The organism is Rothia sp. ZJ1223 (assembly GCF_016900985.1).
Lineage (GTDB): Bacteria > Actinomycetota > Actinomycetes > Actinomycetales > Micrococcaceae > Rothia.
This window is the reverse complement of sequence record NZ_JAFEUT010000001.1, coordinates 427,712-449,925: the sequence shown is the minus strand read 5'-3', so window position 1 is coordinate 449,925 and position 22,214 is coordinate 427,712. Positions and strand designations below refer to the sequence as shown.

Sequence of the window (22,214 nt, the reverse complement as noted above, 5' to 3'; positions counted from 1 at the left end):
TAACTATAGAATGAAAACATAATATTCAATTTTGTAGAAAATGGAGCATGCTATGGCATCAGAACTCATTCTAGGAATTACCCTAGAAAGTACCGGCACCTACCAAGCAGCCCTGCAAGGCGACTACGGTGTTGCCAAACCCCTCTTGGATTTGGTAGATGCCGCTGACTATACCCACGGCGTGCTCGATGAGAGCGAAGCCTCCGCCTACGTCCTTGCCGAGTTCCTCCTCGAACACCAAGAAGCAGGGCTGCTGCCTCCCATCGTAGAAATATCAGACGTTGTAGCCGCCTACGACCAAGCAATAGAGAGATTTGCAGAACTCAAATAATAATTCTGGAGAGTCCACACTGTTGCTAACGGGGGGGCGAGATACATCGTTTACTTGATTCCACGCCACCTGCTGATAGCGCCCATAAGTTCGGACGCGCGGGGAGCTGCCATATCGCCGCGGGCTGGCGCCAGGATATCCAGATCCTTCACCTCAAGGTCACCGCAGGTTTCATGGACAGCTCGCGCGAGGGACATGTCGTGCGCTAGCTTCTTCTCCACCAGGAGCAACGCCCGTGCTATTGCCTGAGTTTGAGCGGCATCTGTCAGCTGACTGAGTGCCCGCACATCAATCTCTTGTCTATCTACCTGAATAGTCTGAAGCCCCTTAGCACGGGGAGGCTTACGCACATTACCCATGCCCAAACCGCGGGGTGAACGCGGCAGCTCCCTCAGATAATCAACCCAGAAGTCGGTATCTCCACTGCTGCGGGTAATAGGGGACGACCCCGCTATTTCATGAGCCCGCGCCGTCACATCAGACGGAACATACTCCGTGAGAGCAATCACCGTATCAGCCAACCCAAAGAAAGCACCCGAGCCACCGACCACCATAACGGTTGAAACACCCACCCCCTCATACAAGCCCCGCACCCGATCAACGAAGGGCGTAATCGGCTCGTGGCTGGCATTAATAAGCGCTCGCATCGCCTCGTCGCGAATCATGAAGTTAGTAGCTGAGGTATCCTCATCAATCAGCAACAGGTTGCTACCGATCTCCAAAGCCTCAGCGATGCCAGCTGCCTGAGACGTTGACCCTGAAGCATTAGCCGTTGAGAAAACCTCAGTGGACACCCCGCCCGGCAAACCCGCAATAAAGGGGGAAATATCAACACCCGCCACGCTGCGTCCGTCCTCAGCTCGCACACTTACCGCAGCCGATGCCGTAACCACAAACTCGCGTCCATCGCCGGGAACATGGGCATAAACACCGCGTTCAATCGCCTGCAAAAGGGTAGATTTGCCGTGGTAGCCGCCACCCACAATCAGGGTGATGCCCTGTCCAATTCCCAGACCTGTCAGCCTTCTGCCTGAAGGCGTGGTGAAACTGGTAGAGAGCGAATCGGGGCTAGTGAAAGGCACATTACGCTGCGAAGGAGTATCACTAGCACCGCTAGACCGCGCCAGCGCCGAACCATTGGCAACAAAAGCAACTAAACCGCGTTCCTCAAGCTGCTGCTGAATCCACAGAAAATCGGTGTAGGTGGCAACATGCTCCCGTAGCTTTACCACCTCAAGATCAGCACCCAGCGCTGAGTACCGCACCAGATCAGCTAGCTCTTCGGTGAGAAGTTCAGCTGCAAGGCGCCCTTTGACGCGCCTACCTGCAGCGGGGAAAGCGAAAGTTAGACGAACTTCCAATACCTCATCTGTAACAACTACCGAGGAACGATTAAGAATCTCTTGCCCCGGTGCCACAAAGCCAAACTCACGAGGACCGTGGGCAACCGCGTCCGCTATATCACGGGCAATAAAATCCCGCACCGCTACCTGCTGCTGTCGAGTTTCAAGCACTTCGCTGGGCAGCTGAGTGCTGGGTAGAGGCACTATCAGCCGGACGCGCGAGGGCGGAGCGTAAGGATCAGACTGTACCTGATCGATGCGCAGGGTGAAACCATCAAAAGTGTAGCTGCCGGTGAGAGATCTAAGCGCCCCATAGGGCTTGCCGTCGAGGGCTTGCAGACGGTTTTTGAGTGAAGAAGCTGTAGCCATGATATTCAGCCTAACAGCGAGTGGGTACTGCGCGTCCATACTTGTATCACTGATTTCTACAGGAACAAACGTTTCATTCATATTTGAGGTGACCACGAGAAGTAATGCTGACCGTGAAATGTACGGTCACCATCACTTCTCGTGGTCACCTCTTGTGTTGGTTCCCTGCAAGGGGTTACTCGGAATCTACGTCCTCATCAACCCAACCCAGGGTCTTAGAGACTGCCTTCTTCCAGGTACGGTACTGGCGTTCGACGTCGCCCCGATCCATGGAAGGCTCCCAGCGCTTATCCTCTGACCAGTTGGCGGTGACGTCCTGTTCACCCTCCCAGAAACCAACAGCGATGCCGGCTGCGTAGGCAGCACCGAGGGCGGTGGTCTCAATGACCTTGGGGCGAATAACGGGCACACCCAGAATGTCAGCCTGGAACTGCATGAGGAACTCATTAGCGGTCATACCACCGTCCACGCGCAGCTCAGAAAGCTCAACACCGGAATCAGCGTTCATCGCATCGAGCACTTCGCGGGTCTGCCAAGCGGTTGCTTCCAGCGCTGCTCGCACAATGTGGGCGCGATTGACGTAGCGGGTCAGACCAACGATGACGCCGCGTGCATCCGGACGCCAGTGGGGAGCAAAAAGACCAGAGAAGGCAGGAACGATGTAGCAGCCACCCGAATCTTCAACGGAGGTTGCCAGCGCTTCTGACTCTGAGGCGTCATTAATCATCTTGAGATTGTCGCGCAACCACTGAATGAGTGAACCTGAAACCGCCACTGAACCCTCAAGGGCGTAGACGGGCTTATTCTCGCCAATCTTGTAGGCGACGGTGGTGAGCAAACCGTTCTCAGAGATGACGGGTTCTTCGCCGGTGTTCATCAGCATGAAGTTACCGGTGCCGTAGGTGTTCTTTGCCATGCCTTTTTCAAAGCACGCCTGACCGAAGGTCGCTGCCTGCTGGTCACCAAGAATACCGGCGATGGGGGTGCCATTGAGTAGACCCTTGGGGCGACCGTAGCCGTAGATTTCAGAAGAGGACTTAATCTCGGGCAGCATGCTCATGGGGATGCCCATGTCCTTGGCGATGTTTTCGTCCCATTCCAGGGTGCGGATGTTCATCAGCATGGTACGTGAAGCATTGGTAACGTCGGTGACGTGAACGCCGCCGTCCACACCGCCGGTGAGGTTCCAAACAACCCAGGTGTCGGTGTTGCCGAAGAGCAGATCGCCTGCTTCAGCTTTTTCGCGGGCGCCTTCTACGTTATCGAGAATCCACTTGATTTTGGGGCCGGAGAAATAGGTGGCAAGGTTGAGCCCCACAATGTCATGGTATTTGCTGGGGCCTTCTTCGCCACCGAGCTCCTCGCAAATTTTTTGGGTGCGGGTATCTTGCCAAACGATGGCGTTGTAGATGGGTTCGCCGGTGTTCTTATCCCACACCACAGCGGTTTCGCGCTGGTTAGTGATACCGACGGCAGCGATTTCGTGGTGGTTGACCTCAGCCTTGGTGAGTGCTTCACCGACAGATTTGCGGATGTTGGTCCAGATCTCTGCGGGGTCATGTTCTACCCAGCCCGCTTTCGGGAAAATCTGTTCGTGTTCGTGCTGACCGACCGAGACGATTTCTCCCTGCTTATTGAAGAGAATGGCACGGGAGGACGTGGTGCCCTGGTCAATTGAGAGGATGTACTTCTTGCGTTCGGGGAGGGTTTTTTCACTCATGATTTAACTCCTTTGTCGGTTTGTGAGTGGAGGGTTGAGGGGTGGACACGTCCGCCCCGGTGGGGTGAAAGAAGGTTAGATGCCCAGCATGGTGGGAATAATCAGTGCTGCGGCAGTAGCGCCTATGATAGGGCCAACTACTGGCACCCAGGCGTATGCCCAGTCTGAGGAGCCCTTACCCTTGATAGGCATGAGGGCGTGGGCGATGCGAGGTGCTAGGTCACGTGCCGGGTTGATGGCGTAACCGGTGGGGGTGCCCAATGAAAGACCGATTGCCAAAACGATCAGCGCTACGCCGAGTGGACCAAGACCTGAAGGAGTGAGACCTGATGCGACCACGAAGCCGACCAGAACGAAGGTGCCAATAGCTTCGGTGACGAGGTTCCACCCGTAGGAGCGGATTGCCGGTGCGGTTGAGAAGACACCGCGGGTGGTATTGGGTTCTGCTTCATCAAAGTGTTTCTTGAAAGCCAAGTAGGCAAGCCAGGCACCAACGAAAGCACCCAAGAACTCACCGGCAAAGTAAACAAACATGTTAGGCACGGTGGGAGCGATACCGGGGGCGAAGTCATTACCTGCTACAAAAAGGCCAACGGTAACTGCGGGGTTGAGGTGGGCACCCGAAGGAGCTGATACATAGACAGCGGCGAACACTGCCATCGCCCAACCGAAGCCGATGGTTAGCCAATCGGTATTTTTGGCTGCCGATTTGGGCAGGGTGACTGCGGCACAAACACCGGCACCCAAGAGAATGAGAACGGCGGTTCCTAGCACCTCTGAAGAGAAAACTCCCAAGGTGGTTGCTGTGCCCTCTGCTGTTTTGAGGGCGGTTGCGCCTTCGGCAACCAGCGTTGATGCTGACAAGCTCATGTGCGGTCCTTTCTGTACGACTCTGTACGTTAAAGATTCTTACCGTGAAGAATATTTATGTAGTGAGAAATATATTTTCAAAACCCTAGGCAATAAGTCTGCCTTGCGGTGCTGAATGCGTAGCGGGAAAAGTGTCAGTTTCTGGCACTGGTGTAGCCTGCTACCCGGCTGATAGTGCCGAGCCGCAGGCTGCACCAGGGGTAGTTGTTGTTAGCCAACTACAGTTTCTGCGTTGCTCAGGTGAGCGGTTGCTGCGCGGTCAGTGGTCTCGGTTTCAGCTGCGGCAATAGCCTCCACACGGGCGCGGTAGGTATCTAGCTCGTGCTGTTCGGTGGCGGCGTCCCAACCGAGTTCTTCGCTCATGAGGGCGATAATTTCTTCGGCGCTTGTTAGGCCACGGTCACGCTGCTCAAGATCAAGGCGGACGCGGCGAATCAAGATATCTTCAAGGTGCAGGGCACCTTCGTAGCGCACGCCGAAAACGACGTCAGCGCGCAGGAACTGGGGTGCGTGCTCAAGGGGCTTGCCCAGTTCGGGGTTCTCTTTAATGAGCGCCAGCAGATCGTGGATCTCAGCGCCGTAGCGTTCGAGCAGGTGGGTCATGCGCTCATCGTTCCAGCCCTGTGCCTGGGCGATGGATGAGCGCGCTGCTTCAGCGGCACGATAACCGGTTGCGCCCACCAGCTCGATAGATTCGGTGACGCAGGGGCGGTGCTTGGCGGTCTCTCCGAGAGCGAAATCAACGGCGTCCTTAGCCATGACGCGGTAGGTGGTGAGCTTGCCGCCGGCGATGGCGCTCATTCCCGGCGCAATCTCGGTAACGGTATGTTCGCGTGAAACCTTGGTAGAAGATGCCTCTGAACCTTCTTTGAGCTTGGGCTGCAGAAGCGGACGCAAACCGGCGTAGGTGCCGATAATATCGTCGGCAGTTAGTTCGTTATCCAGTAGGCGGTTGGCTTCATCAAGAACGTACTGAATGTCCTTTGACGTAGCTACCGGGTTGTTAATGTCTTCGGTGTAGGGGGTGTCGGTGGTGCCGATAATCCAGTATCGTTGCCAGGGAATAATGAACAGCACGGATTTTTCTGTCATGGTGAAGATGCCGCTGGTTGCTTTGATGCGATCGCGCGGTACCAGAATGTGAATGCCCTTAGACGCGAGCACTTCCAGCCCCGCATCCTGGTTGGCAATAGACTGGGTTTCTTCTGTCCATACACCGGTGGCGTTGATGATGTGTTTTGCCTTAATAGTGGCGGTGTCACCGGTTTCTCGGTTGAGCACTTCGGCACCAATGACGGTGCCCAGGTTATTTTTGGTGACGTTGGTGAGCTTGACGCGAGAAGCCGCCAGAGCACCGTAGCCCGCTGCGGTGCGCACCAGGTCGATGACTAGGCGGGTGTCATCAACACGGGCGTCGTAGAACTGAATGGCGCCGGTAAACACATCGTTTTTGATGTCGGGGAAGATTTTGAGGGCACCCTTTTTGCTGAAGTGCTTCTGGGTGGGTACGGTGCGACGCCCGCGGGTACCTGCATAAGCCATAGCGTCGTACATACCGATTCCAACGGCCGAGTAGGCACGTTCAATCACGGGCATTTTCAGGGGCCAGAGGAAAGGCTGAGCTTTGACCAGGTGGGGAGCTGTTTTCTCTAGCAGAAGACCACGTTCTTTGAGGGCCTCTGCTACGAGCTTGAAGTCAAGGTTATAGAGGTAGCGCAGACCGCCGTGAACTAGCTTTGATGACCAGGCGCTGGTTCCGGTTGCCCAATCGCCGGCGTCAATAATGGCGGTGCGTAACCCGCGGGTGGCTGCATCCAGGGCGATGCCAGCGCCGGTAACACCGCCGCCAATGATCAGAATATCCACGCCTTCATCATCAGTCATGGCGTCAAATGCTTGCTGGCGTGAAGCTGCGTTGAGGTGGCTTGCGTGGGCGAAACGTGTGGTGTACACGGTGTGATGCCTTTCCTTTGCTTCTAAAAGTGTCTTGCAACCATCTTGACCTGTGAGTCAGCTCAACCCTAACAATATGAACGAATGTGCGCTATAAGATAAAAACTATGCACAATCGTTCACAATATATCTACGAAGTGGCTGACCTCTACTACATGCAGGGGCTCACTATGGAAACCATCGCCGCCCGCTACCAGGTGTCACGCGCCAGCATCTCCCGGCTTTTGAAGGATGCGCGGGCTGAGGGCATCGTGCGTATTAGTCTTAATGCGGAGTTTCGACCCAAAGATAACCTGGCGCAGAAAATCATGGACCGTTACAAGGTGCGGGCGCAGGTGGTGTCGGTGAATGCGTCCGCCAGCCCCATCACCCGCATGCAGAAGGTGGCGCGAGTAGCTGCGGAAGTTTTTGATTCCTGCATTGTAGAGGGATCGGTTGCTGGCATTGCTTGGGGATCAACCGTGACTGAGGTGGCAAAGTACCTGAAAAAGCGTCTGCTTAAAGATGTCACCGTGGTACAGCTCAACGGGGCGGGTAACGCCCACCATACGGGTATTCCGTACTCGGGTACTATCTTGGGTTCTGTCGCTGAAACCTACGGGGCTCAGATGATTCATTTTCCGGTGCCTGCTTTCTTTGACTTTGCTGCAACTAAACAGGCGATGTGGTGCGAGCGCAGTATCGCCGGGGTGCTGGCTGTGCAAAAAACAGTGGACGTTGCCCTGTTCGGTATTGGTGCTTTTGGCGGGGCTATACCGTCACACGTCTATAACGGTGGGTACTTTGATGCCGATGAACTCAAGAAGATGCGCGCTCAGGGGGTGGTGGGTGATATCTGCACCCTTCTTTTGCGAGAGGACGGTACATACGCCGACCTAGACATCAATGCCCGCGCTACCGGGCCCACCCCCGCAGAGCTTGCTAAGATTCCGCGGCGGGTGTGCGCGGCCTCTGGCGATCACCGAGTCAAAGCTCTGAGGGGTGCTTTGCGTACCGGCGCTATTACCGATTTGGTGGTGGATGCGCAGCTGGCTCATCTTTTGCTAGAAGTATAAGTGCTGTGATAGGCACTGAGGAGTGTTTCTGGAGGGGGGGGATTGACATAGCTCTAAAATGCTACGGTGAAAGTTACTCTTCGCTGATATAGTGTTGGTTGATACTCAATATACGCAACATTTTCGGAAGATTCTTGGGCTCTTGGGCTGTTGAGTCTAGATCTTGGAAAACGCGCAGATGAAATGAAGAATGAAATTCAATTTTTATATACATTTTTCTGTAAACCGCGTTGAATCTTTTACTGTCTTGAACGAGCGGGGGAGGAAGCCCCAATGTTTAGAGATTCTCACATTCGTTGAGCTTTAACGGTAAATATCTTTCGGTGATGTTGTGATAAAAATAGCAAGGAAACTTCGTGACTGTTAGCGCTTATAACGCTGAAATTAATAGGGTCATTGGTGCGCCCGGTGTTGCCACCATGCATGGTGATGCCCAAGCATCAGATACCACCCCTCTGCCCGGTCCCGGCGCTGGCCCGTGGAATGTTAAGAAAATCCCTATGGGCGGTGCCTGCCCCACTATTTTGGCAGGACGCGACGGGTTTATTCAGGTGCTTTGTACCCAGGTGGCGGCAGAAGGGCAGTTCCTTGTTCCCAAAATTGCTATCGTTCACCCTAACGGTACTGAACTCGACCACCTGAACCTGCCCAAGGGTGCCTTGCTCGGTGGCGTGTATGCCTACCTCGATGAACAAGACCGTATGGTATTGGTTGATGGCACTAATACTCTCTTGCGTATTGCCCACCGTGCCGATGGGCGCGGTTTACGCGTTGATTCACGCGTGGATCTTAAGCGATACCTGAGCCAGATGGGTGGCGACCAGGTAGTAGGTTTGGTGCCCGACTGGCAGGGACGTGTATGGGTTGCTTCCAAGAACGGTGTAGTTGCTGTTGTTGATATGGAGCGCGGTGTTCTTCGTTCCTTGCGTCTGAACCGCTACTCCATGGACGAGCGCGTGGATAACTCCATTTCTGCCTGCCCTGCGGGCGTGAGCGTGGTGACCTCACACGGTATCTATATGCTCTCGGCAGCCGCTGATTCTAAGCCAGTCATTGACTGGGCACATTCGTATACTCGCGGTAGCGCTCGTAAGCCAGGCAAGCTGGCCTGGGGGTCGGGCGCGTCCCCCACCTTCTTCGGTCCCAACGGCTCAGACTACGTTATGCTGACCGATAACGGCGATGTCCAAGAAAATGTCATCGTTTACCGCACTAAAGACGGTTCTTTGGTGGGCGAAGCTGGGCTCTTTACTCCTGGCGCATCGGGTACTGAAAACTCTATGATTGGCATCGGCAACACCGTGGTGGGTGCCAACACCTTCGGTTACCCCTACCCTAAATACCCTGACGGCGCAGGTCCCTCAATACCCGCCTCAGCCCTTTTCGCACCGGGTATGGAACGCTGGGATGTCACTCCTAACGGTCTGAAGCGGATCTGGAAGCGCGATGATGTCTACTCATCGGCTGTACCGCGCTATTCCACAGCTGACAAGCTGATTTACACCTGCGAACGTCGCCGCGGCCCCGCCGGTCTAGCGGACGGCGCTTACGCGCACGCAACTATTATTGACATTGAAACCGGCCGTACCGTCTACTCCCAGCAACTGCCCGATCACGTCAGCATTCTACTCGGCGGCGGCGACACCCTGCAGATGGTAGGCACCATCGATACTTTCGGTACTTGGTGGCAGGGAACCATCAGCGGCATCTACCGCATCTCAAAGGCATAAGGAATCTAACCCATGACACAGAACTCAACCCGTCGCACCGCCCTCAAAGTGGGTGTGCTCTCAGTAGGCTTCACCGCAAGCACCGTGGCCGCCCATGCAGTGCCGCTGCCTCCCGGCGTGTACTCCCCGTCCAACCGGCGTCCTGCTACCAATCGTTATAACCGTAGAGTGCCTACCCCGATTGTTCTGGAGAACACTGCCGTTGAAGCGAACTTTCGGTCGGTTAAACTTGAGCTGATAGGCACGGGCGACCCCCAGCGTGTACAGTACGAAAACTCATCAGATACCGTCACCATCGTCAACATGCCCAATAAGTTGGTGATTCGCAACAACGGTAACCAGACAATTGCAGCCGGTACGACTATTGAGCTGAGCGCTCGCCGTTTGCGAGCCTCCGGTTTGTTGGAGAAGGACACGCGCGCATTCGTTACCCGCGCTGGTTCGTCCGGTGACCGCTTGGCGATGCGGGGCACACGCGTTGAGGGTGACACTAGCTTCCTCTCGCTGGCTTTTAATTTGCCTAGCGGCAAGGCATCAACTGTTGCCGTTGACTGGAAGGCCCACGCTTCGGTCAATAAGGCCAAGTATGCCCAGGTGCAGTTTGTGGCAAGCTGTGTTCTTGACGCTACTATCGATAACTTTGTGCAGGCGCAAAGCGCTGAGGTTGTAGCGGTTCGTCTCTAGTTTAAGGGGCAAATAACTCTCAAATGTATTAAGGCGGTAGTTGCCGGTAGCGATATGCGCTTCGGCTACTACCGTCTTTTTGTGTGCGTTTATAGCGTGAAAAGGGGTGGGAAATGGCTGAATACTTAGTGGTTGACGGCGTGCTGTAGGGCTTCTCTAACGGCGGTAATAGAGAGCTGATCGCGCGATTCGGTGCGAGTTACCACAAAAATCTTACGGCTTTGCTCTTCGTGGTCGATGAGTCGTACGCCGTCAAGGCTATCGATTGCTTGCACAATGAAGTGGGGAACCATCGCTGCTGCCAGCCCCGCTTTAACCAGGTGGACGTGGGTGATGACGTCATCTATTTCGTAGCGAATAGTCGGGTCGAAACCGAAGGAACGGCAACGATTGATCGCCCACTCTCGGCTGGTGTTGCCGGGGCGTTCCAATACCCAGGGTAGGGCATGCGTATCTGCAACGTGTTCAACTGCCGAGCTTGTAGGCACCATGAGGTGCAAAGGGTCGTGGGTGAGCAGATCGTAGCTAAGTTCGCTCATTTCTGGAATGAAATGGTGGGGGTAGGCTTCTGCGATGGTGATGTCGAATTCGCGGCTTTTGGTCATGGTGAGTCCAATTTCTGGCTCTATTTGCACTGCGTGCAGGGCGACCTGCGGGGCATGCTGAGCGAGGTATTCCAGTGCCTTCGGTAGCACAGCGAGCGCGGCGGATTGAAAGATGGCGATTCGTACGGTGCCGCTGGGTTCACCGGTGAGTCTTTCGATGCGGGTTTTCATGGTGTCGAGTTCGCTGAGGACGCTGCGGGTGCCTTCAATGAGGACGCGTCCGGCTTCGGTGAGCTGGTAGCGGCGGCGGACGTGGGTGAGTAGGGGAGTGCCGACCTCTTTTTCGAGTGCTGAGAGTTGCTGTGAGATTGCTGATGGGGTGAGATGCAGGGTTTGTGCGGCGGCGGCTAGGGTGCCACGTTCGTGGACTTCGAGCAGCATATTGAGTCGGCGTACGTCGTACATCTGACGACCTCCAATATTTAGAAAAACTAAAGTATATATCTAAAGATAATTTAATTTTACTAAAGTGGTGAGCTGGGACATAATGTAGAAGAAACAATTACTGACGTCACTGGTTCAGGTGACTACGGAGGTTTGAGATGAACGAGAAGGTATTTTCCTCAGCACACTACCAGCAGATGGCACAAGAGGCTGTTAGCCTGGTTGAAAACTGGGTGAAAGATGCCCAGAATATTCCCGCAGATGCTTCAGCGCAGAAGCTGGCGGGCGTCCTTAAGGATCCCAACGGTCTTGAGTTTACTGTCGGCTTCGTTGACGGTGTAGTTCGCCCTGAAGATAAGACTGTTGCCGGTAAGAATCTGGCACGTATTGCTCCGCTGGTTCCAGGTTTCTTGCCCTGGTACATGAAGTCAGCGGTAAATGTTGGCGGTAAGCTCGCGTCACAGGTGTCAACCCCCACTGTTGATATTGCCCGCAAGGTGCTGCGTCAGATGGTGGGTCACCTGATTGTGGACGCCCGTGATGAGAAGCTCGGTCCTGCCATTGAGCACTTGACCTCCACCGGTAACAAGCTCAATATCAACCTTCTGGGTGAAGCGGTACTGGGTGATAAAGAAGCTGCTCGTCGTCTGAGCGAAACCAAGCGACTGCTGGCGCGCGATGATATCGACTACGTTTCGATTAAAGTGTCATCGGTACTGGGCCCCCACTCTCACTGGGCATTCGACGAGGCAGTGGACCACGCCGTCAAATCTTTGACCCCGCTCTATGAGCTAGCCGCAAACTCTCCCGTCAAGAAGTTCATCAACCTTGATATGGAAGAGTACAAGGATCTCGATATGACCATTGAGGTCTTCACCAAGATTCTTGATCAGCCCCACTTGAAAGACCTTGAAGCGGGCATCGTATTGCAGGCTTACCTGCCCGATACCCTGGACGCGATGATGCGTCTGCAGAAGTGGGCAGCTGCTCGCGTTGCTGATGGTGGCTCACGCATCAAGGTGCGCCTGGTAAAGGGCGCTAACCTTTCTATGGAAGTTGTTGAGGGCGCTCTACACGGTTGGCCTCTGACCACGTGGGATTCCAAGCAGCTCTCGGATACTAACTACAAGCGCATCCTTGATTATGCGCTGCAACCTGAGCACGCTAAGAACATTCGCCTCGGCGTTGCTGGTCACAACCTCTTTGATGTTGCCTTTGCCCTGCTGCTAGCAGAAGACCGCGGTGTAGCAGATTCTGTTGAGTTCGAAATGCTCATCGGTATGGCAGCTCAGCAGGCAGAAATCATCCGCCGCCGTGTGGGTCACCTCTTGCTTTACACCCCCGTGGTGCGCCCCGAAGAATTCGACGTGGCAATCTCTTACCTGGTGCGTCGCCTTGAAGAGAACGCATCCAGTGAGAACTTCATGAGCGCTGTCTTTGACCTCAACGATTCCAAGGAGCTCTTCGAGCGCGAAAAGAACCGTTTCTTGCGTTCGCTGAACTCGGTGACCGACGAGGTTCCTGGTCCCAAGCGTACCCAGAATCGTCTGGAGGAGAACGCTGGGAACGTCTTTGTGCCTCGCGGCGAGTTCGATAACACCCCCGATACCGACCCCTCCTTGAGCGCTAACCGTATCTGGGGTCGTGAGATTCTGGAACGTTCTAAGACCACCACCTTGGGCATTGACACCCTGGCCGTCAACGAGGTCGATTCTAACGAGCGCGTTGAAGAGCTCATTGATGAAACTGTGGCTGCGTCCAAAGCCTGGGGTGCCCTCAGCGGCAAGGAGCGCGGTGATATTCTGCGCAAGGTGGGCATCGAGCTCGCCGTGCGCCGTGATGAGCTGCTTGAAGTTATGGCGTTCGAAGCCGGCAAGACTCTTGAACAGGGCGATACCGAAGTATCAGAAGCTATCGACTTCGCCTACTACTACGCCATGCTGGCTGAAAAACTTGAGGAATTTGACGGAGCTATCGCCCATCCGGTCAACCTAACCCTGGTGATTCCGCCGTGGAACTTCCCAACCGCTATTCCTACCGGCGGTGTGCTGGCAGCGCTGGCAGCTGGTTCGGGTGTTATCTTCAAGCCCGCATCCAACACCGCCCGCACCGGTGCTGTCATCGCAGATATTCTCTGGGATGCAGGCGTGCCACGCGAAGTTTTCAAGCTGGCTAAATTCACCAACAGGGACGCCGGTCAGCACCTGGTAGCTCACAAGGCAGTTGACCGTCTGATTCTCACCGGTGGTTACGAGACCGCTGAAATGTTCCGTTCATGGCGCAAGGACCTTCCCCTCTTCGGTGAGACCTCCGGCAAGAACTCCATCATCGTTACCCCTAATGCTGACCTTGATCTGGCAGTGAAAGACGTTGTCTACTCAGCCTTCGGTCACGCCGGTCAGAAATGCTCAGCAGCATCAACCGTCATTCTGGTGGGTTCAGTAGCTACTTCAAAGCGTTTCAAGAGTCAGCTTCTTGACGCGGTACGCTCCTTGCATGTTGCCTACCCGCAAGATATCGAATCGCAGATGGGCCCGATCATCTCAGAACCCGAAGGCAAGCTGCTACGCGGTTTGACCACCCTCGAAGCGGGCGAGTCATGGGCAATTGAACCCAAGAAACTCGATGACACCGGCAAGCTCTGGTCACCCGGCGTCCGCGTTGGCGTCAAGCCCGGCTCTGAGTACCACCTCACCGAATACTTCGGCCCGATTCTTGGCATCATGACCGCCAAGACCCTCGAAGAAGCAATCGAACTGCAGAACGCACCCGACTACGGTCTGACCGCAGGTCTGCACTCCTTGGACTCCAAAGAACTCGATTTGTGGCTCTCCAAGGTTCAGGCAGGCAACCTCTACGTCAACCGCGGTATCACCGGCGCTATCGTACGTCGCCAGCCCTTCGGCGGTTGGAAGAAATCAACCGTAGGTTCTGGCACCAAGGCGGGGGGCCCCTCCTACCTGGTGGCACTCAGTGACTGGGAGTCAGCAGAATCAACTGCTACCCAGACCCCGAGTGTTGCAGGTGTACGCGAGGCGCTCGCGTCCTTGCGTGAACCCACCGCTGGTACCATTGAGGATCTCGAGTACCTGACTCGCGCCACCTCATCAGATGCTGAAGCCTGGGCACTAGAATTCGGCGCCAAGCATGATCCTTCCCAATTGGGCGTGGAGCGCAATATCTTGCGCTACGTACCCCAGCAGGTTCAGGTTCGCTTGGACTCCACCGGTCAGCTCATGCACGGTATTCGTGTAGTGCTAGCGGGTATCGCAGCGGGCGCTCCCGTAGAGCTCTCCACTGCTCAGGAGATTCCCGTTGCTGCTCTGGGCGCTATCGAAAACGCAGGCGTCAAGGTAGTGGTAGAAGATGACGCAACCTACCGGGCAAACCTTGCCGAACTAGCTCACAAGAGTATACGCGAACTTGAAAGCACCGCACTGGGTGGTTCACGCATCCGTTACATTGGCACTGATGCGTACAGCGTTTACGAGGCTCTGGGTGGTCGCCCCGATATCGCGGTCTACACCCAGCCCGTTACCGAGTCAGGACGTGTGGAGATGCTGCCCTTCGTCAAGGAGCAGGCAGTTTCCATCACCGCCCACCGCTTTGGTAACCCTGACCACTTCTCAGAGGGCATCATCTAAATTAGAGCCTCGCAGAGAAGCTAAAAGCACTAGCATGTGCTAGCGAAGCCCCTAGGTACCCGCACAGTCGAAAGATAAACGCGGGTGCCTGGGGCCTTTGAGCGTTGAGAAAGATGAGGATTTCGCAATCTTTTTTACGACTCTAATGGTCCGTGCATCACAGATGGATGTAGCCTGTGACATACTGTGAGATGTTAGAAAACATAAGACTGAACCACAGTCTTAGAACTACCGCTTTCAACCCTTTTCACACACGGGTTAGCTTTCACGAGAAGTGACTGAAAGGACTCATATTATGAGCAACATTCCCGCAGGCCTTAAGTACACCGCTGAACACGAATGGGTTGCTAGCCCCACCGCAGAGGGTACTGTTCGTGTGGGGATTACCGACCACGCGCAGGACGCGCTGGGTGACGTAGTTTATGTTGATCTGCCCGAGGCAGGCGAAACTTTTGATGCTGAAGCAACCTTCGGTGAGATTGAGTCCACCAAGAGCGTTTCAGATCTTTTCTGCCCCGTCACCGGTGAAGTTATTGCTATCAATGACGCGCTTGAATCAGACCCCGCACTGGTAAACTCTGACCCCTACGGCGAGGGTTGGCTGATTGAGCTGCGTCCTGCAAACGCTGCCGACATTGATTCTCTGCTCTCAGCAAGTGATTACGAAGGTGAAATTGCTGAGTAGTCGCTAAAATTTTTAAACCTCTTCCGGGTACTCGGTGGGGTCTTGAGGACTCAGTGTAAGGAGGGCTCCACCGGTGGTGGAGCTCTTCTCGTCTCTTCAATTTTTAGGGTAGAGCGGCGCACCGAGTAAAAAAGTGCTAGAAGCTAGTCAGTTTGAAACTCACCGGCTAAGATTGAACTACTGATTCACTGTTTACCGAATCGTTACTATTTACAAGGGTCCGTTACCTGAACGTGACCAATTGTAAGGTGAACACTCTCGTTTCTCTATTTTCAAGGAATAACTTCATGGTGCAGAACCCCGATGCACACCCTGCTACATCGACTCTTTCGATGATTCGTTTTACTCCTTCCCCGGCGCAAAACACTTCCTACTCTCTCTCACCCGAAGAGCAGAACACCATTGCAACCCTGCCTGCCGGTTCAGCCCTGCTGATTGGCATTGAGGGGCACACAACCGGCACCCGTTTCTTGCTAACCGTTGAGCAGGATGCAACAGGTGCAGACAAGGCAATCGTTGCCGGACGTAAGCCCACCAGCGAAATCTTCCTCGATGATGTTACTGTTTCGCGTGAACACGCTGTATTCACTCCCAACGTAGGTACCTTCGTCCTGACCGACGCGAACTCACTTAATGGCACCTACGTCAATGGTGACCGCGTTGATAACGCATTTTTGAAGAACGGCGATGAGATTCGCATCGGCAAGTTCCACTTTGTCTTCTTCTTGGGGCTTGGGCAGCAATAATGCCGCACAACTTCGCAGAGTCAGAGGAAGTGGAGGGCTCAGTACGCGATCGCAAGAACAAAACGATTGGTCAGGTGCTGAGCCAGCTTGACGCTGATTTTCCGGGGATCAGTGCCTCAAAGATTCGCTTTCTCGAAGATAAGGGATTGGTTTTTCCGCAGCGTACGAACACGGGGTACCGCAAGTACTCACAGAATGATGTGGAGCGCCTGCGGTACATTCTTGAATTGCAGCGTGATCAGTATCTGCCGCTGAAGGTTATCAAAGACCGGCTAGAGGCAGTAGATGCTGGGCGTTTAGCTTCGCCCTTTGCTGAGGTGAACCTTGAAGCTCACAGCGATGAGGAACCTACCGGGGGAGCTGCCGCAGAACCCAAGGAAGGCGCTGCCGATCCGGCGCGTACCTATTCTTTACGAGAGCTAGCGGCAAAAACCGGGGCTGAGTTGCCCTTACTGCGGGAGTTGCTGAACCACGGTTTGATTCGTGAATCAGAAACCGGGTATGACGAATACGATGTTGTTGTGGTGCAGGTCTGCTTAGATTTGACGCGCCACGGGTTGCAGCCTCGTCACCTGCGTTCTTTTAGATCAGCTGCCGAACGCGAAGTAGGACTGATTGAGACCGCCGTAGCCCCTCTTGCCTTGCGTAAGGACGCCTCTTCAAGGGCTCAAGCTGCAGAGCGTGCCCAAGACATCGCTCAGCTTTGTCTGCGTCTGCACATGACCCTGGTCGCTGCATCCATGCCTACCTATGAGTAGACGGCTGCTGAATAAATTTCTCTAAAGACGGTGCCGATCAGTGCTCTCTTCTCTGCTTTCTCAGCACAAGGGCGGGTGCAAGAGTGTGCCGGTTGCGTTGTAGCCTCTTGCCCTGCGCTGAAGTGTGCCCAACACACACTGCCTGCGGTGGGGCAGTGCAAGTCACTGATAAACATGAATTTTTAGGCGTGTTAAAACGCAGCAAAAGCCCGGTGAGGTTTTAAGCTAACTAAGTCCCTCAATTCTACGGTTTTGGTAGTGAGCGAGTAGGATGGATTGAACGTACGCGCATGTGTGAAAGGATGTTGTCGTGGCTAAAGATTTTTCAGCCCTTGATCCCCAAGAGGGGTCAGACCGTAGCTCCGCACACCTTCGCGCGGCAGAGTTGCCGATGGACCAGCCCCTGCTGGGTTTCGACCAGGTGATGCCTCAGCAGCCCCCTCAGGGCGAACAGGGCGTTCTTTTCAACGATTCTCTTTCTTTGGTTGATGAGAACCTGGGCTACCGCGGACCGACCGCCTGCAAAGCAGCCGGTATCACCTACCGCCAATTGGACTACTGGGCACGCACCCACCTTGTAGAACCGACCGTGCGCTCAGCGTCAGGTTCTGGAACTCAGCGTCTTTATAGCTTTCGCGATGTTCTGGTACTAAAAATCGTTAAGCGTTTGCTCGATACTGGCGTTTCACTTCAGCAGATTCGTTCATCCGTTGACCACCTGCGCACCCGCGGTGTTGAAGACCTTGCTGGTATTACCCTGATGAGTGATGGCGCATCTGTTTACGAATGCACCAGCGCCTCAGAGGTCATTGACCTGGTTCAGGCAGGGCAGGGCGTCTTTGGTATTGCCATTGGTCGCGTATGGCGCGAACTAGAAATTAACCTTTCGCAGCTGCCCGGCGAATCCACTGCACAGCTGACTGAAGAGGAAGTGCATGATGAGCTTTCAGCTCGTCGAGCGCGTAAAGCTCAGGGCATGTAAAAAGTTTTAGAAAAAAGCGGCGGTGCCACCAGTGAAATAATTGGTGGCACCGCCGCTTTTGGGTTTCTCATGGCCCGATGGATGCGTCAGTTGGCATCAGGAGAGCTTTTTTGATCCAGGGTGTCGCAACCTGCCCCTGTTCTGGGTCGGTCTCATCGTTAGCCACTTCAATTTCATTGGTTAGGCGGTTGAGCGCCTGCGCGTAGATCAGCGCCTTCATGCGCGCACTCATGACCGAGCCACGAGTAACTTTTAGGTCTGCACCGGGTAAGTTACCGCTAAAGTCGCTCTAGGGAGAGGTTGCCAAAGAATCTTTGAGTGCTACATCGTAGTCTCAAGCAGTACCTGCCCAATCTCGTTACCTTCGTGACTATTTGTTGCCAAGACAGTGGACGCGTCCGTGTGCGGATCAAGATCATGGGCCAGAACGTGCAAGCCCCGAAAGAGGGCGCAAGGCGCACTTCTTCATGCTACAGAAATTTGTGAGTGGTAGAGAAGTTTATTTTGGGTGTTCTTATGGGGAAGAGAGAGACTTTATATGAAGCGCAGATCAGATTCTTAGGTGATGGCGCTCATATAAAAGACAGGTCATTACAAGACCCGTCCCAAAAGTGGACCGAAATGATGAAAATTAGGTTTCCTGTGCCTATATTGGTGCTAGTTCACACATTAGTGGAAGCAAGTCGCACCGCAGCACCGTAGCTGCGGCAAGACAGAAACGGAATAACATGTTTAACAAGGTTCTTGTTGCAAACCGTGGTGAAATCGCAATCAGGGCGTACCGCGCTGCCTACGAGTTAGGCGCCCAGACGGTCGGCGTCTTTCCTTACGAAGATCGTCACTCGATTCACCGTCAGCAAGCCGATGAGGCTTACCCCATCGGTGAGGAAGGGCATCCCGTTCGCGCCTACCTCGATGTAGATGAAATCATTCGCGTTGCCAAAGAAGCCGGCGCGGATGCTATTTACCCCGGTTACGGTTTTCTTTCAGAGAACTCTGATCTGGCACGAGCTGCGGCTGATAACGGCATTACCTTCATCGGGCCGCCCCCTGAGGTTCTTGAACTTGCCGGTAATAAGGTGGCAGCCCTCAAGGCGGCTCGCCGCGCAGGTATTCCCGTGCTCGCGTCCTCAGAGCCTTCTAAGGACGTTGACTACCTGCTGGGTGAAGCCGACAAGATTGGCTTCCCGATTTTCGTGAAAGCTGTTGCAGGTGGTGGCGGTCGCGGTATGCGCCGCGTAGAAACCCGTGAAGCGCTCAAAGACTCTTTGGAAGCTGCGATGCGCGAAGCAGACACAGCATTCGGTGATCCTACCGTCTTCCTTGAGCAGGCTGTGCTGCGTCCTCGCCACATCGAGGTGCAGATTCTTGCCGACTCCCAGGGCAACGTAGTACACCTTTTTGAGCGTGACTGCTCCCTGCAACGTCGCCACCAGAAGGTCGTTGAAATCGCTCCGGCACCCAACCTCGATGATTCTATCCGCCAGGCACTCTTCCGCGATGCGGTCGCTTTCGCTAAAGAACTGGGCTATGTCAATGCCGGCACCGTAGAGTTCTTGGTTGATACTGCCGGTGAGCGCGCCGGTCAGCACGTCTTCATCGAAATGAACCCCCGTATTCAGGTGGAGCACACCGTCACCGAAGAAATCACCGACGTTGACTTGGTGCAGTCTCAGATGCGTATTGCCTCTGGCGAGAGCCTAGAAGATTTGGATATTCGCCAGGACGAGTTGCAGGTGCGCGGTGCTGCCCTTCAATGCCGTATCACCACCGAAGACCCCGCGAATGGCTTCCGCCCTGACGTGGGTAAAGTGTCATACTACCGCTCCGCAGGTGGCTCAGGCATCCGCCTTGACGGCGGTACGGTCTACACCGGTGCTCAGATTTCCCCGCACTTCGACTCCATGCTGGTGAAGCTCACCTGCCGCGGACGCGATTTCCGCTCGGCCGTGCAGCGTGCTCAGCGTGCGCTGGCAGAGTTCCGTATTCGTGGCGTCGCTACCAACATCCCCTTCCTCAAAGCTGTGTTGGAAAACGAGATTTTCCAGTCGGGCGATGTCTCGACCCCCTTTATTGATGAGCACCCTGAGCTGACCAATACCAAGGCATCTGCTGACCGTGGCACCAAAGCGCTCCAGTACCTTGCGAATGTTACTGTCAACCAGCCCAACGGCGAGCGCATCGAGGGCCCTGATCCCCGCAAGAAACTACCGCGCTTTCCGGGGGATAAGCAAGAAGAACCATTCCGCACCCCCTTTGACGCATCAGAGCATGAGCCTCCGGCAGGTTGGCGTCAGAAGCTGCAAGAGTTAGGACCGGACGGTTTTGCCCGCTACCTGCGCAACTACAAGCCCGTAGCGGTTACCGACACCACCTTCCGCGATGCGCACCAGTCTATTCTTGCCACCCGCGTCCGCACCCGTGACCTGCTGGCAGCTGCGCCCGCAGTTGCTCACACCACCCCCAATATTTTCTCGATTGAGGCATGGGGCGGTGCAACCTACGATGTTGCTCTGCGCTTCCTCTCAGAAGATCCCTGGGAGCGCCTGGCGCACCTGCGTAAGGCAATGCCGAACGTGCCGATTCAGATGCTGCTGCGCGGTCGCAACACCGTGGGCTACACCCCGTACCCCACCGAAGTAACCGACGCTTTTGTTGCTGAAGCAGCTGCTACCGGCGTTGATATCTTCCGTATCTTCGATGCTCTTAACGACGTATCGCAGATGACTCCCGCCATCGAGGCTGTGCGTAAGACCGGCACTGCGGTTGCCGAAGTTGCGATGTGCTACACCGGTAACCTGCTGGACGACAACGAGAAGGTGTATACCCTCGACTACTACCTGGATCTTGCCCAGCAGATCGTGGACGCCGGCGCGCACATTCTGGCGATTAAAGACATGGCTGGTCTGCTGCGTCCTGAGGCAGCCCGCCGCCTGGTGACCGCCCTGCGTGATCGTTTTGATTTGCCGGTTCACTTGCATACCCATGACACCGCTGGTGGTCAGATAGCAACCCTGGTTGCTGCGGTTGAGGCTGGTGTGGACGCGGTAGACGTCGCAACCGCTTCAATGGGGGGCACCACCTCACAGCCCTCTTTCTCAGCTTTCTTAGCGTCGCTTGACGGTACTGAGCGTGCTCCCGAGGTTGATATGGACGCAGTGCTGGCGATGGAGCCCTACTGGGAGGCAGTGCGTGCGATTTACAAGCCTTTCGAGATGGGTCTGAACTCACCGACCGGTCGCGTATACAACCACGAGATTCCCGGTGGTCAGCTCTCGAACCTGCGTGCGCAGGCAACCGCTCTGGGGCTGGGTGACCGCTTTGAGGCGATTGAAGATATGTACGCGGCAGCCGATAGGATGCTGGGTCATATCGTGAAGGTAACCCCCTCATCCAAGGTTGTGGGTGACCTTGCCCTGCAGCTGGTGGGTATGGGCGTGACCCCCGAGGACTTCGAGAAGGATCCGCAGACCTTCGACATCCCCGATTCTGTGATTGGGTTCCTCAATGGTGAGCTGGGTACCCCGCCCGCTGGCTGGCCTGAGCCTTTCCGCACCCGTGCTTTGGAGGGGCGCACACTGGCTAAACCCACTATTAAGGACATTTCGGACGAGGACGCGCAAGCGCTGGCAGGAGACCCGGCAACCCGCCGTGCAACCCTCAACCGTTTGCTCTTCCCCGCACCCACTCGCGAGTTTGAGGCAGTGCGCGAAGAATTCGGTGACGTCTCTATCCTGCACACCCGTGATTTCCTTTACGGCATGATGGAAAACCGCGAGCACGTCATCTCATTGGGTAGGGGGGTGCGTCTGATTGCAACCTTGCAGGCAATCTCAGAGCCCGATGAGAAGGGTATCCGTCAGGTCATCTGTACTCTCAACGGTCAGTCACGTACCGTTGAGGTTCGTGATAACTCAGTGGAATCCAACGTGAAGACCGCTGAGAAGGCGGATCCCGCTAATCCCTCACACGTTGCTGCACCCTTTGCCGGTGGCGTTACCATCACCGCTAAGGTCGGTGACACTATTGAGGTGGGCGATCAGATCGCGACCATCGAGGCTATGAAGATGGAAGCCTCCATCACCTCACCGGTCGCCGGTACGGTAGAGCGCGTTGTTTACAACGAGGTCTCCAACGTACAGGGTGGTGACCTGCTGATTGTGGTCAAGACCGACTAGTCTAGGGCACCTCTGGTAAAAGTCAGCCCGGTGGGTGGCGTGCTTCTCCTTGTGGAGAAGGACGCGCACACCGGGCTTTTTATGTGCGCGAAACTGGCTGAACGCCATTGAGATGGGCGCGTTGAAAGATACTTTAGTTTTGTGATTACCTGTGTGGTTCTCAAAAGAAAAGTACTT

Annotated in this window: 16 protein-coding genes; 10 read left to right on the top strand and 6 right to left on the bottom strand. The window is 55.0% G+C overall.

What is annotated here, in order from left to right:
- Positions 1 to 52: 52 nt before the first annotated feature.
- Positions 53 to 331 (top strand): hypothetical protein, encoded by a 279-nt coding sequence (locus JTP09_RS02000; RefSeq protein ID WP_204876432.1) that lies wholly within the window; start codon positions 53 to 55, stop codon positions 329 to 331.
- Between the two features lie 50 nt (positions 332 to 381).
- On the opposite strand, the gene JTP09_RS01995 is transcribed toward JTP09_RS02000, so the two are convergent.
- From JTP09_RS01995 to JTP09_RS01980, 4 genes are all read right to left on the bottom strand, one after another.
- The gene (locus JTP09_RS01995; protein WP_204876430.1) at positions 382 to 2,043 is read right to left on the bottom strand and encodes an ABC-ATPase domain-containing protein; all 1,662 of its coding nucleotides are present in this window, start codon (positions 2,041 to 2,043) and stop codon (positions 382 to 384) included.
- A 175-nt stretch (positions 2,044 to 2,218) separates the two neighbouring features.
- Complete coding sequence (glpK, locus tag JTP09_RS01990) at positions 2,219 to 3,763, bottom strand: glycerol kinase GlpK (RefSeq protein WP_204876428.1); 1,545 nt, start codon at positions 3,761 to 3,763, stop codon at positions 2,219 to 2,221.
- A gap of 75 nt (positions 3,764 to 3,838) precedes the next feature.
- A complete protein-coding gene (locus JTP09_RS01985) occupies positions 3,839 to 4,633 on the bottom strand; it encodes an MIP/aquaporin family protein (RefSeq protein ID WP_204876424.1) in 795 nt (264 codons plus the stop codon).
- Positions 4,634 to 4,843: 210 nt separating this feature from the next.
- Positions 4,844 to 6,586, bottom strand: a complete 1,743-nt coding sequence (locus JTP09_RS01980) for an FAD-dependent oxidoreductase (protein ID WP_370592469.1) — start codon at positions 6,584 to 6,586, stop codon at positions 4,844 to 4,846.
- Positions 6,587 to 6,693: 107 nt separating this feature from the next.
- Here JTP09_RS01980 and JTP09_RS01975 point away from each other — a divergent pair, with 107 nt between their 5' ends.
- The 3 genes from JTP09_RS01975 (at position 6,694) to JTP09_RS01965 (ending at position 10,055) form a co-directional block, all read left to right on the top strand.
- Positions 6,694 to 7,641, top strand: a complete 948-nt coding sequence (locus JTP09_RS01975; protein ID WP_204876422.1) for a sugar-binding transcriptional regulator — start codon at positions 6,694 to 6,696, stop codon at positions 7,639 to 7,641.
- A 356-nt stretch (positions 7,642 to 7,997) separates the two neighbouring features.
- Complete coding sequence (locus JTP09_RS01970) at positions 7,998 to 9,371, top strand: 6-pyruvoyl tetrahydrobiopterin synthase (RefSeq protein WP_240333899.1); 1,374 nt, start codon at positions 7,998 to 8,000, stop codon at positions 9,369 to 9,371.
- A 12-nt stretch (positions 9,372 to 9,383) separates the two neighbouring features.
- A complete protein-coding gene (locus JTP09_RS01965; RefSeq protein ID WP_204876420.1) occupies positions 9,384 to 10,055 on the top strand; it encodes a hypothetical protein in 672 nt (223 codons plus the stop codon).
- A gap of 125 nt (positions 10,056 to 10,180) precedes the next feature.
- Here JTP09_RS01965 and JTP09_RS01960 read toward each other — a convergent pair whose 3' ends face one another.
- Positions 10,181 to 11,065, bottom strand: a complete 885-nt coding sequence (locus tag JTP09_RS01960; protein WP_204876418.1) for a LysR family transcriptional regulator — start codon at positions 11,063 to 11,065, stop codon at positions 10,181 to 10,183.
- A gap of 137 nt (positions 11,066 to 11,202) precedes the next feature.
- Here JTP09_RS01960 and JTP09_RS01955 point away from each other — a divergent pair, with 137 nt between their 5' ends.
- The 5 genes from JTP09_RS01955 (at position 11,203) to JTP09_RS01935 (ending at position 17,859) form a co-directional block, all read left to right on the top strand.
- On the top strand, positions 11,203 to 14,688 hold the full coding sequence (locus JTP09_RS01955) for a bifunctional proline dehydrogenase/L-glutamate gamma-semialdehyde dehydrogenase (RefSeq protein WP_204876416.1): 3,486 nt from the start codon (positions 11,203 to 11,205) through the stop codon (positions 14,686 to 14,688).
- A 295-nt stretch (positions 14,689 to 14,983) separates the two neighbouring features.
- Positions 14,984 to 15,373 carry a glycine cleavage system protein GcvH gene (gene gcvH, locus JTP09_RS01950; protein ID WP_204876413.1) on the top strand — a complete coding sequence of 130 codons (390 nt, stop codon included), beginning with the start codon at positions 14,984 to 14,986 and terminating at the stop codon, positions 15,371 to 15,373.
- A 287-nt stretch (positions 15,374 to 15,660) separates the two neighbouring features.
- Positions 15,661 to 16,119, top strand: coding sequence for an FHA domain-containing protein (locus JTP09_RS01945; protein ID WP_204876410.1), 459 nt, complete (start codon positions 15,661 to 15,663; stop codon positions 16,117 to 16,119).
- Positions 16,119 to 16,877 carry a MerR family transcriptional regulator gene (locus JTP09_RS01940; protein ID WP_204876409.1) on the top strand — a complete coding sequence of 253 codons (759 nt, stop codon included), beginning with the start codon at positions 16,119 to 16,121 and terminating at the stop codon, positions 16,875 to 16,877. The genes JTP09_RS01945 and JTP09_RS01940 overlap by 1 nt, the downstream gene beginning before the upstream one ends.
- A 391-nt stretch (positions 16,878 to 17,268) precedes the next feature.
- Positions 17,269 to 17,859 carry a MerR family transcriptional regulator gene (locus JTP09_RS01935; protein WP_204876633.1) on the top strand — a complete coding sequence of 197 codons (591 nt, stop codon included), beginning with the start codon at positions 17,269 to 17,271 and terminating at the stop codon, positions 17,857 to 17,859.
- 67 nt (positions 17,860 to 17,926) lie between these two features.
- Here JTP09_RS01935 and JTP09_RS01930 read toward each other — a convergent pair whose 3' ends face one another.
- On the bottom strand, positions 17,927 to 18,091 hold the full coding sequence (locus tag JTP09_RS01930; protein WP_204876408.1) for a hypothetical protein: 165 nt from the start codon (positions 18,089 to 18,091) through the stop codon (positions 17,927 to 17,929).
- A gap of 496 nt (positions 18,092 to 18,587) precedes the next feature.
- Between JTP09_RS01930 and JTP09_RS01925 the strand changes: the two genes are divergently transcribed.
- Positions 18,588 to 22,037 (top strand): pyruvate carboxylase, encoded by a 3,450-nt coding sequence (locus JTP09_RS01925; RefSeq protein ID WP_204876407.1) that lies wholly within the window; start codon positions 18,588 to 18,590, stop codon positions 22,035 to 22,037.
- Positions 22,038 to 22,214: the final 177 nt, after the last annotated feature.

Excerpts from the sequence above, each read along its gene's own strand:
- JTP09_RS02000 (WP_204876432.1), top strand. The coding sequence starts at position 53 with ATGGCATCAGAACTCATTCTAGGAATTACCCTAGAAAGTACCGGCACC.
- JTP09_RS01995 (WP_204876430.1), bottom strand. The coding sequence starts at position 2,043 with ATGGCTACAGCTTCTTCACTCAAAAACCGTCTGCAAGCCCTCGACGGC.
- glpK (WP_204876428.1), bottom strand. The coding sequence starts at position 3,763 with ATGAGTGAAAAAACCCTCCCCGAACGCAAGAAGTACATCCTCTCAATT.
- JTP09_RS01985 (WP_204876424.1), bottom strand. The coding sequence starts at position 4,633 with ATGAGCTTGTCAGCATCAACGCTGGTTGCCGAAGGCGCAACCGCCCTC.
- JTP09_RS01975 (WP_204876422.1), top strand. The coding sequence starts at position 6,694 with ATGCACAATCGTTCACAATATATCTACGAAGTGGCTGACCTCTACTAC.
- JTP09_RS01965 (WP_204876420.1), top strand. The coding sequence starts at position 9,384 with ATGACACAGAACTCAACCCGTCGCACCGCCCTCAAAGTGGGTGTGCTC.
- JTP09_RS01960 (WP_204876418.1), bottom strand. The coding sequence starts at position 11,065 with ATGTACGACGTACGCCGACTCAATATGCTGCTCGAAGTCCACGAACGT.
- JTP09_RS01955 (WP_204876416.1), top strand. The coding sequence starts at position 11,203 with ATGAACGAGAAGGTATTTTCCTCAGCACACTACCAGCAGATGGCACAA.
- gcvH (WP_204876413.1), top strand. The coding sequence starts at position 14,984 with ATGAGCAACATTCCCGCAGGCCTTAAGTACACCGCTGAACACGAATGG.
- JTP09_RS01945 (WP_204876410.1), top strand. The coding sequence starts at position 15,661 with ATGGTGCAGAACCCCGATGCACACCCTGCTACATCGACTCTTTCGATG.
- JTP09_RS01940 (WP_204876409.1), top strand. The coding sequence starts at position 16,119 with ATGCCGCACAACTTCGCAGAGTCAGAGGAAGTGGAGGGCTCAGTACGC.
- JTP09_RS01935 (WP_204876633.1), top strand. The coding sequence starts at position 17,269 with ATGGACCAGCCCCTGCTGGGTTTCGACCAGGTGATGCCTCAGCAGCCC.
- JTP09_RS01930 (WP_204876408.1), bottom strand. The coding sequence starts at position 18,091 with ATGAGTGCGCGCATGAAGGCGCTGATCTACGCGCAGGCGCTCAACCGC.
- JTP09_RS01925 (WP_204876407.1), top strand. The coding sequence starts at position 18,588 with ATGTTTAACAAGGTTCTTGTTGCAAACCGTGGTGAAATCGCAATCAGG.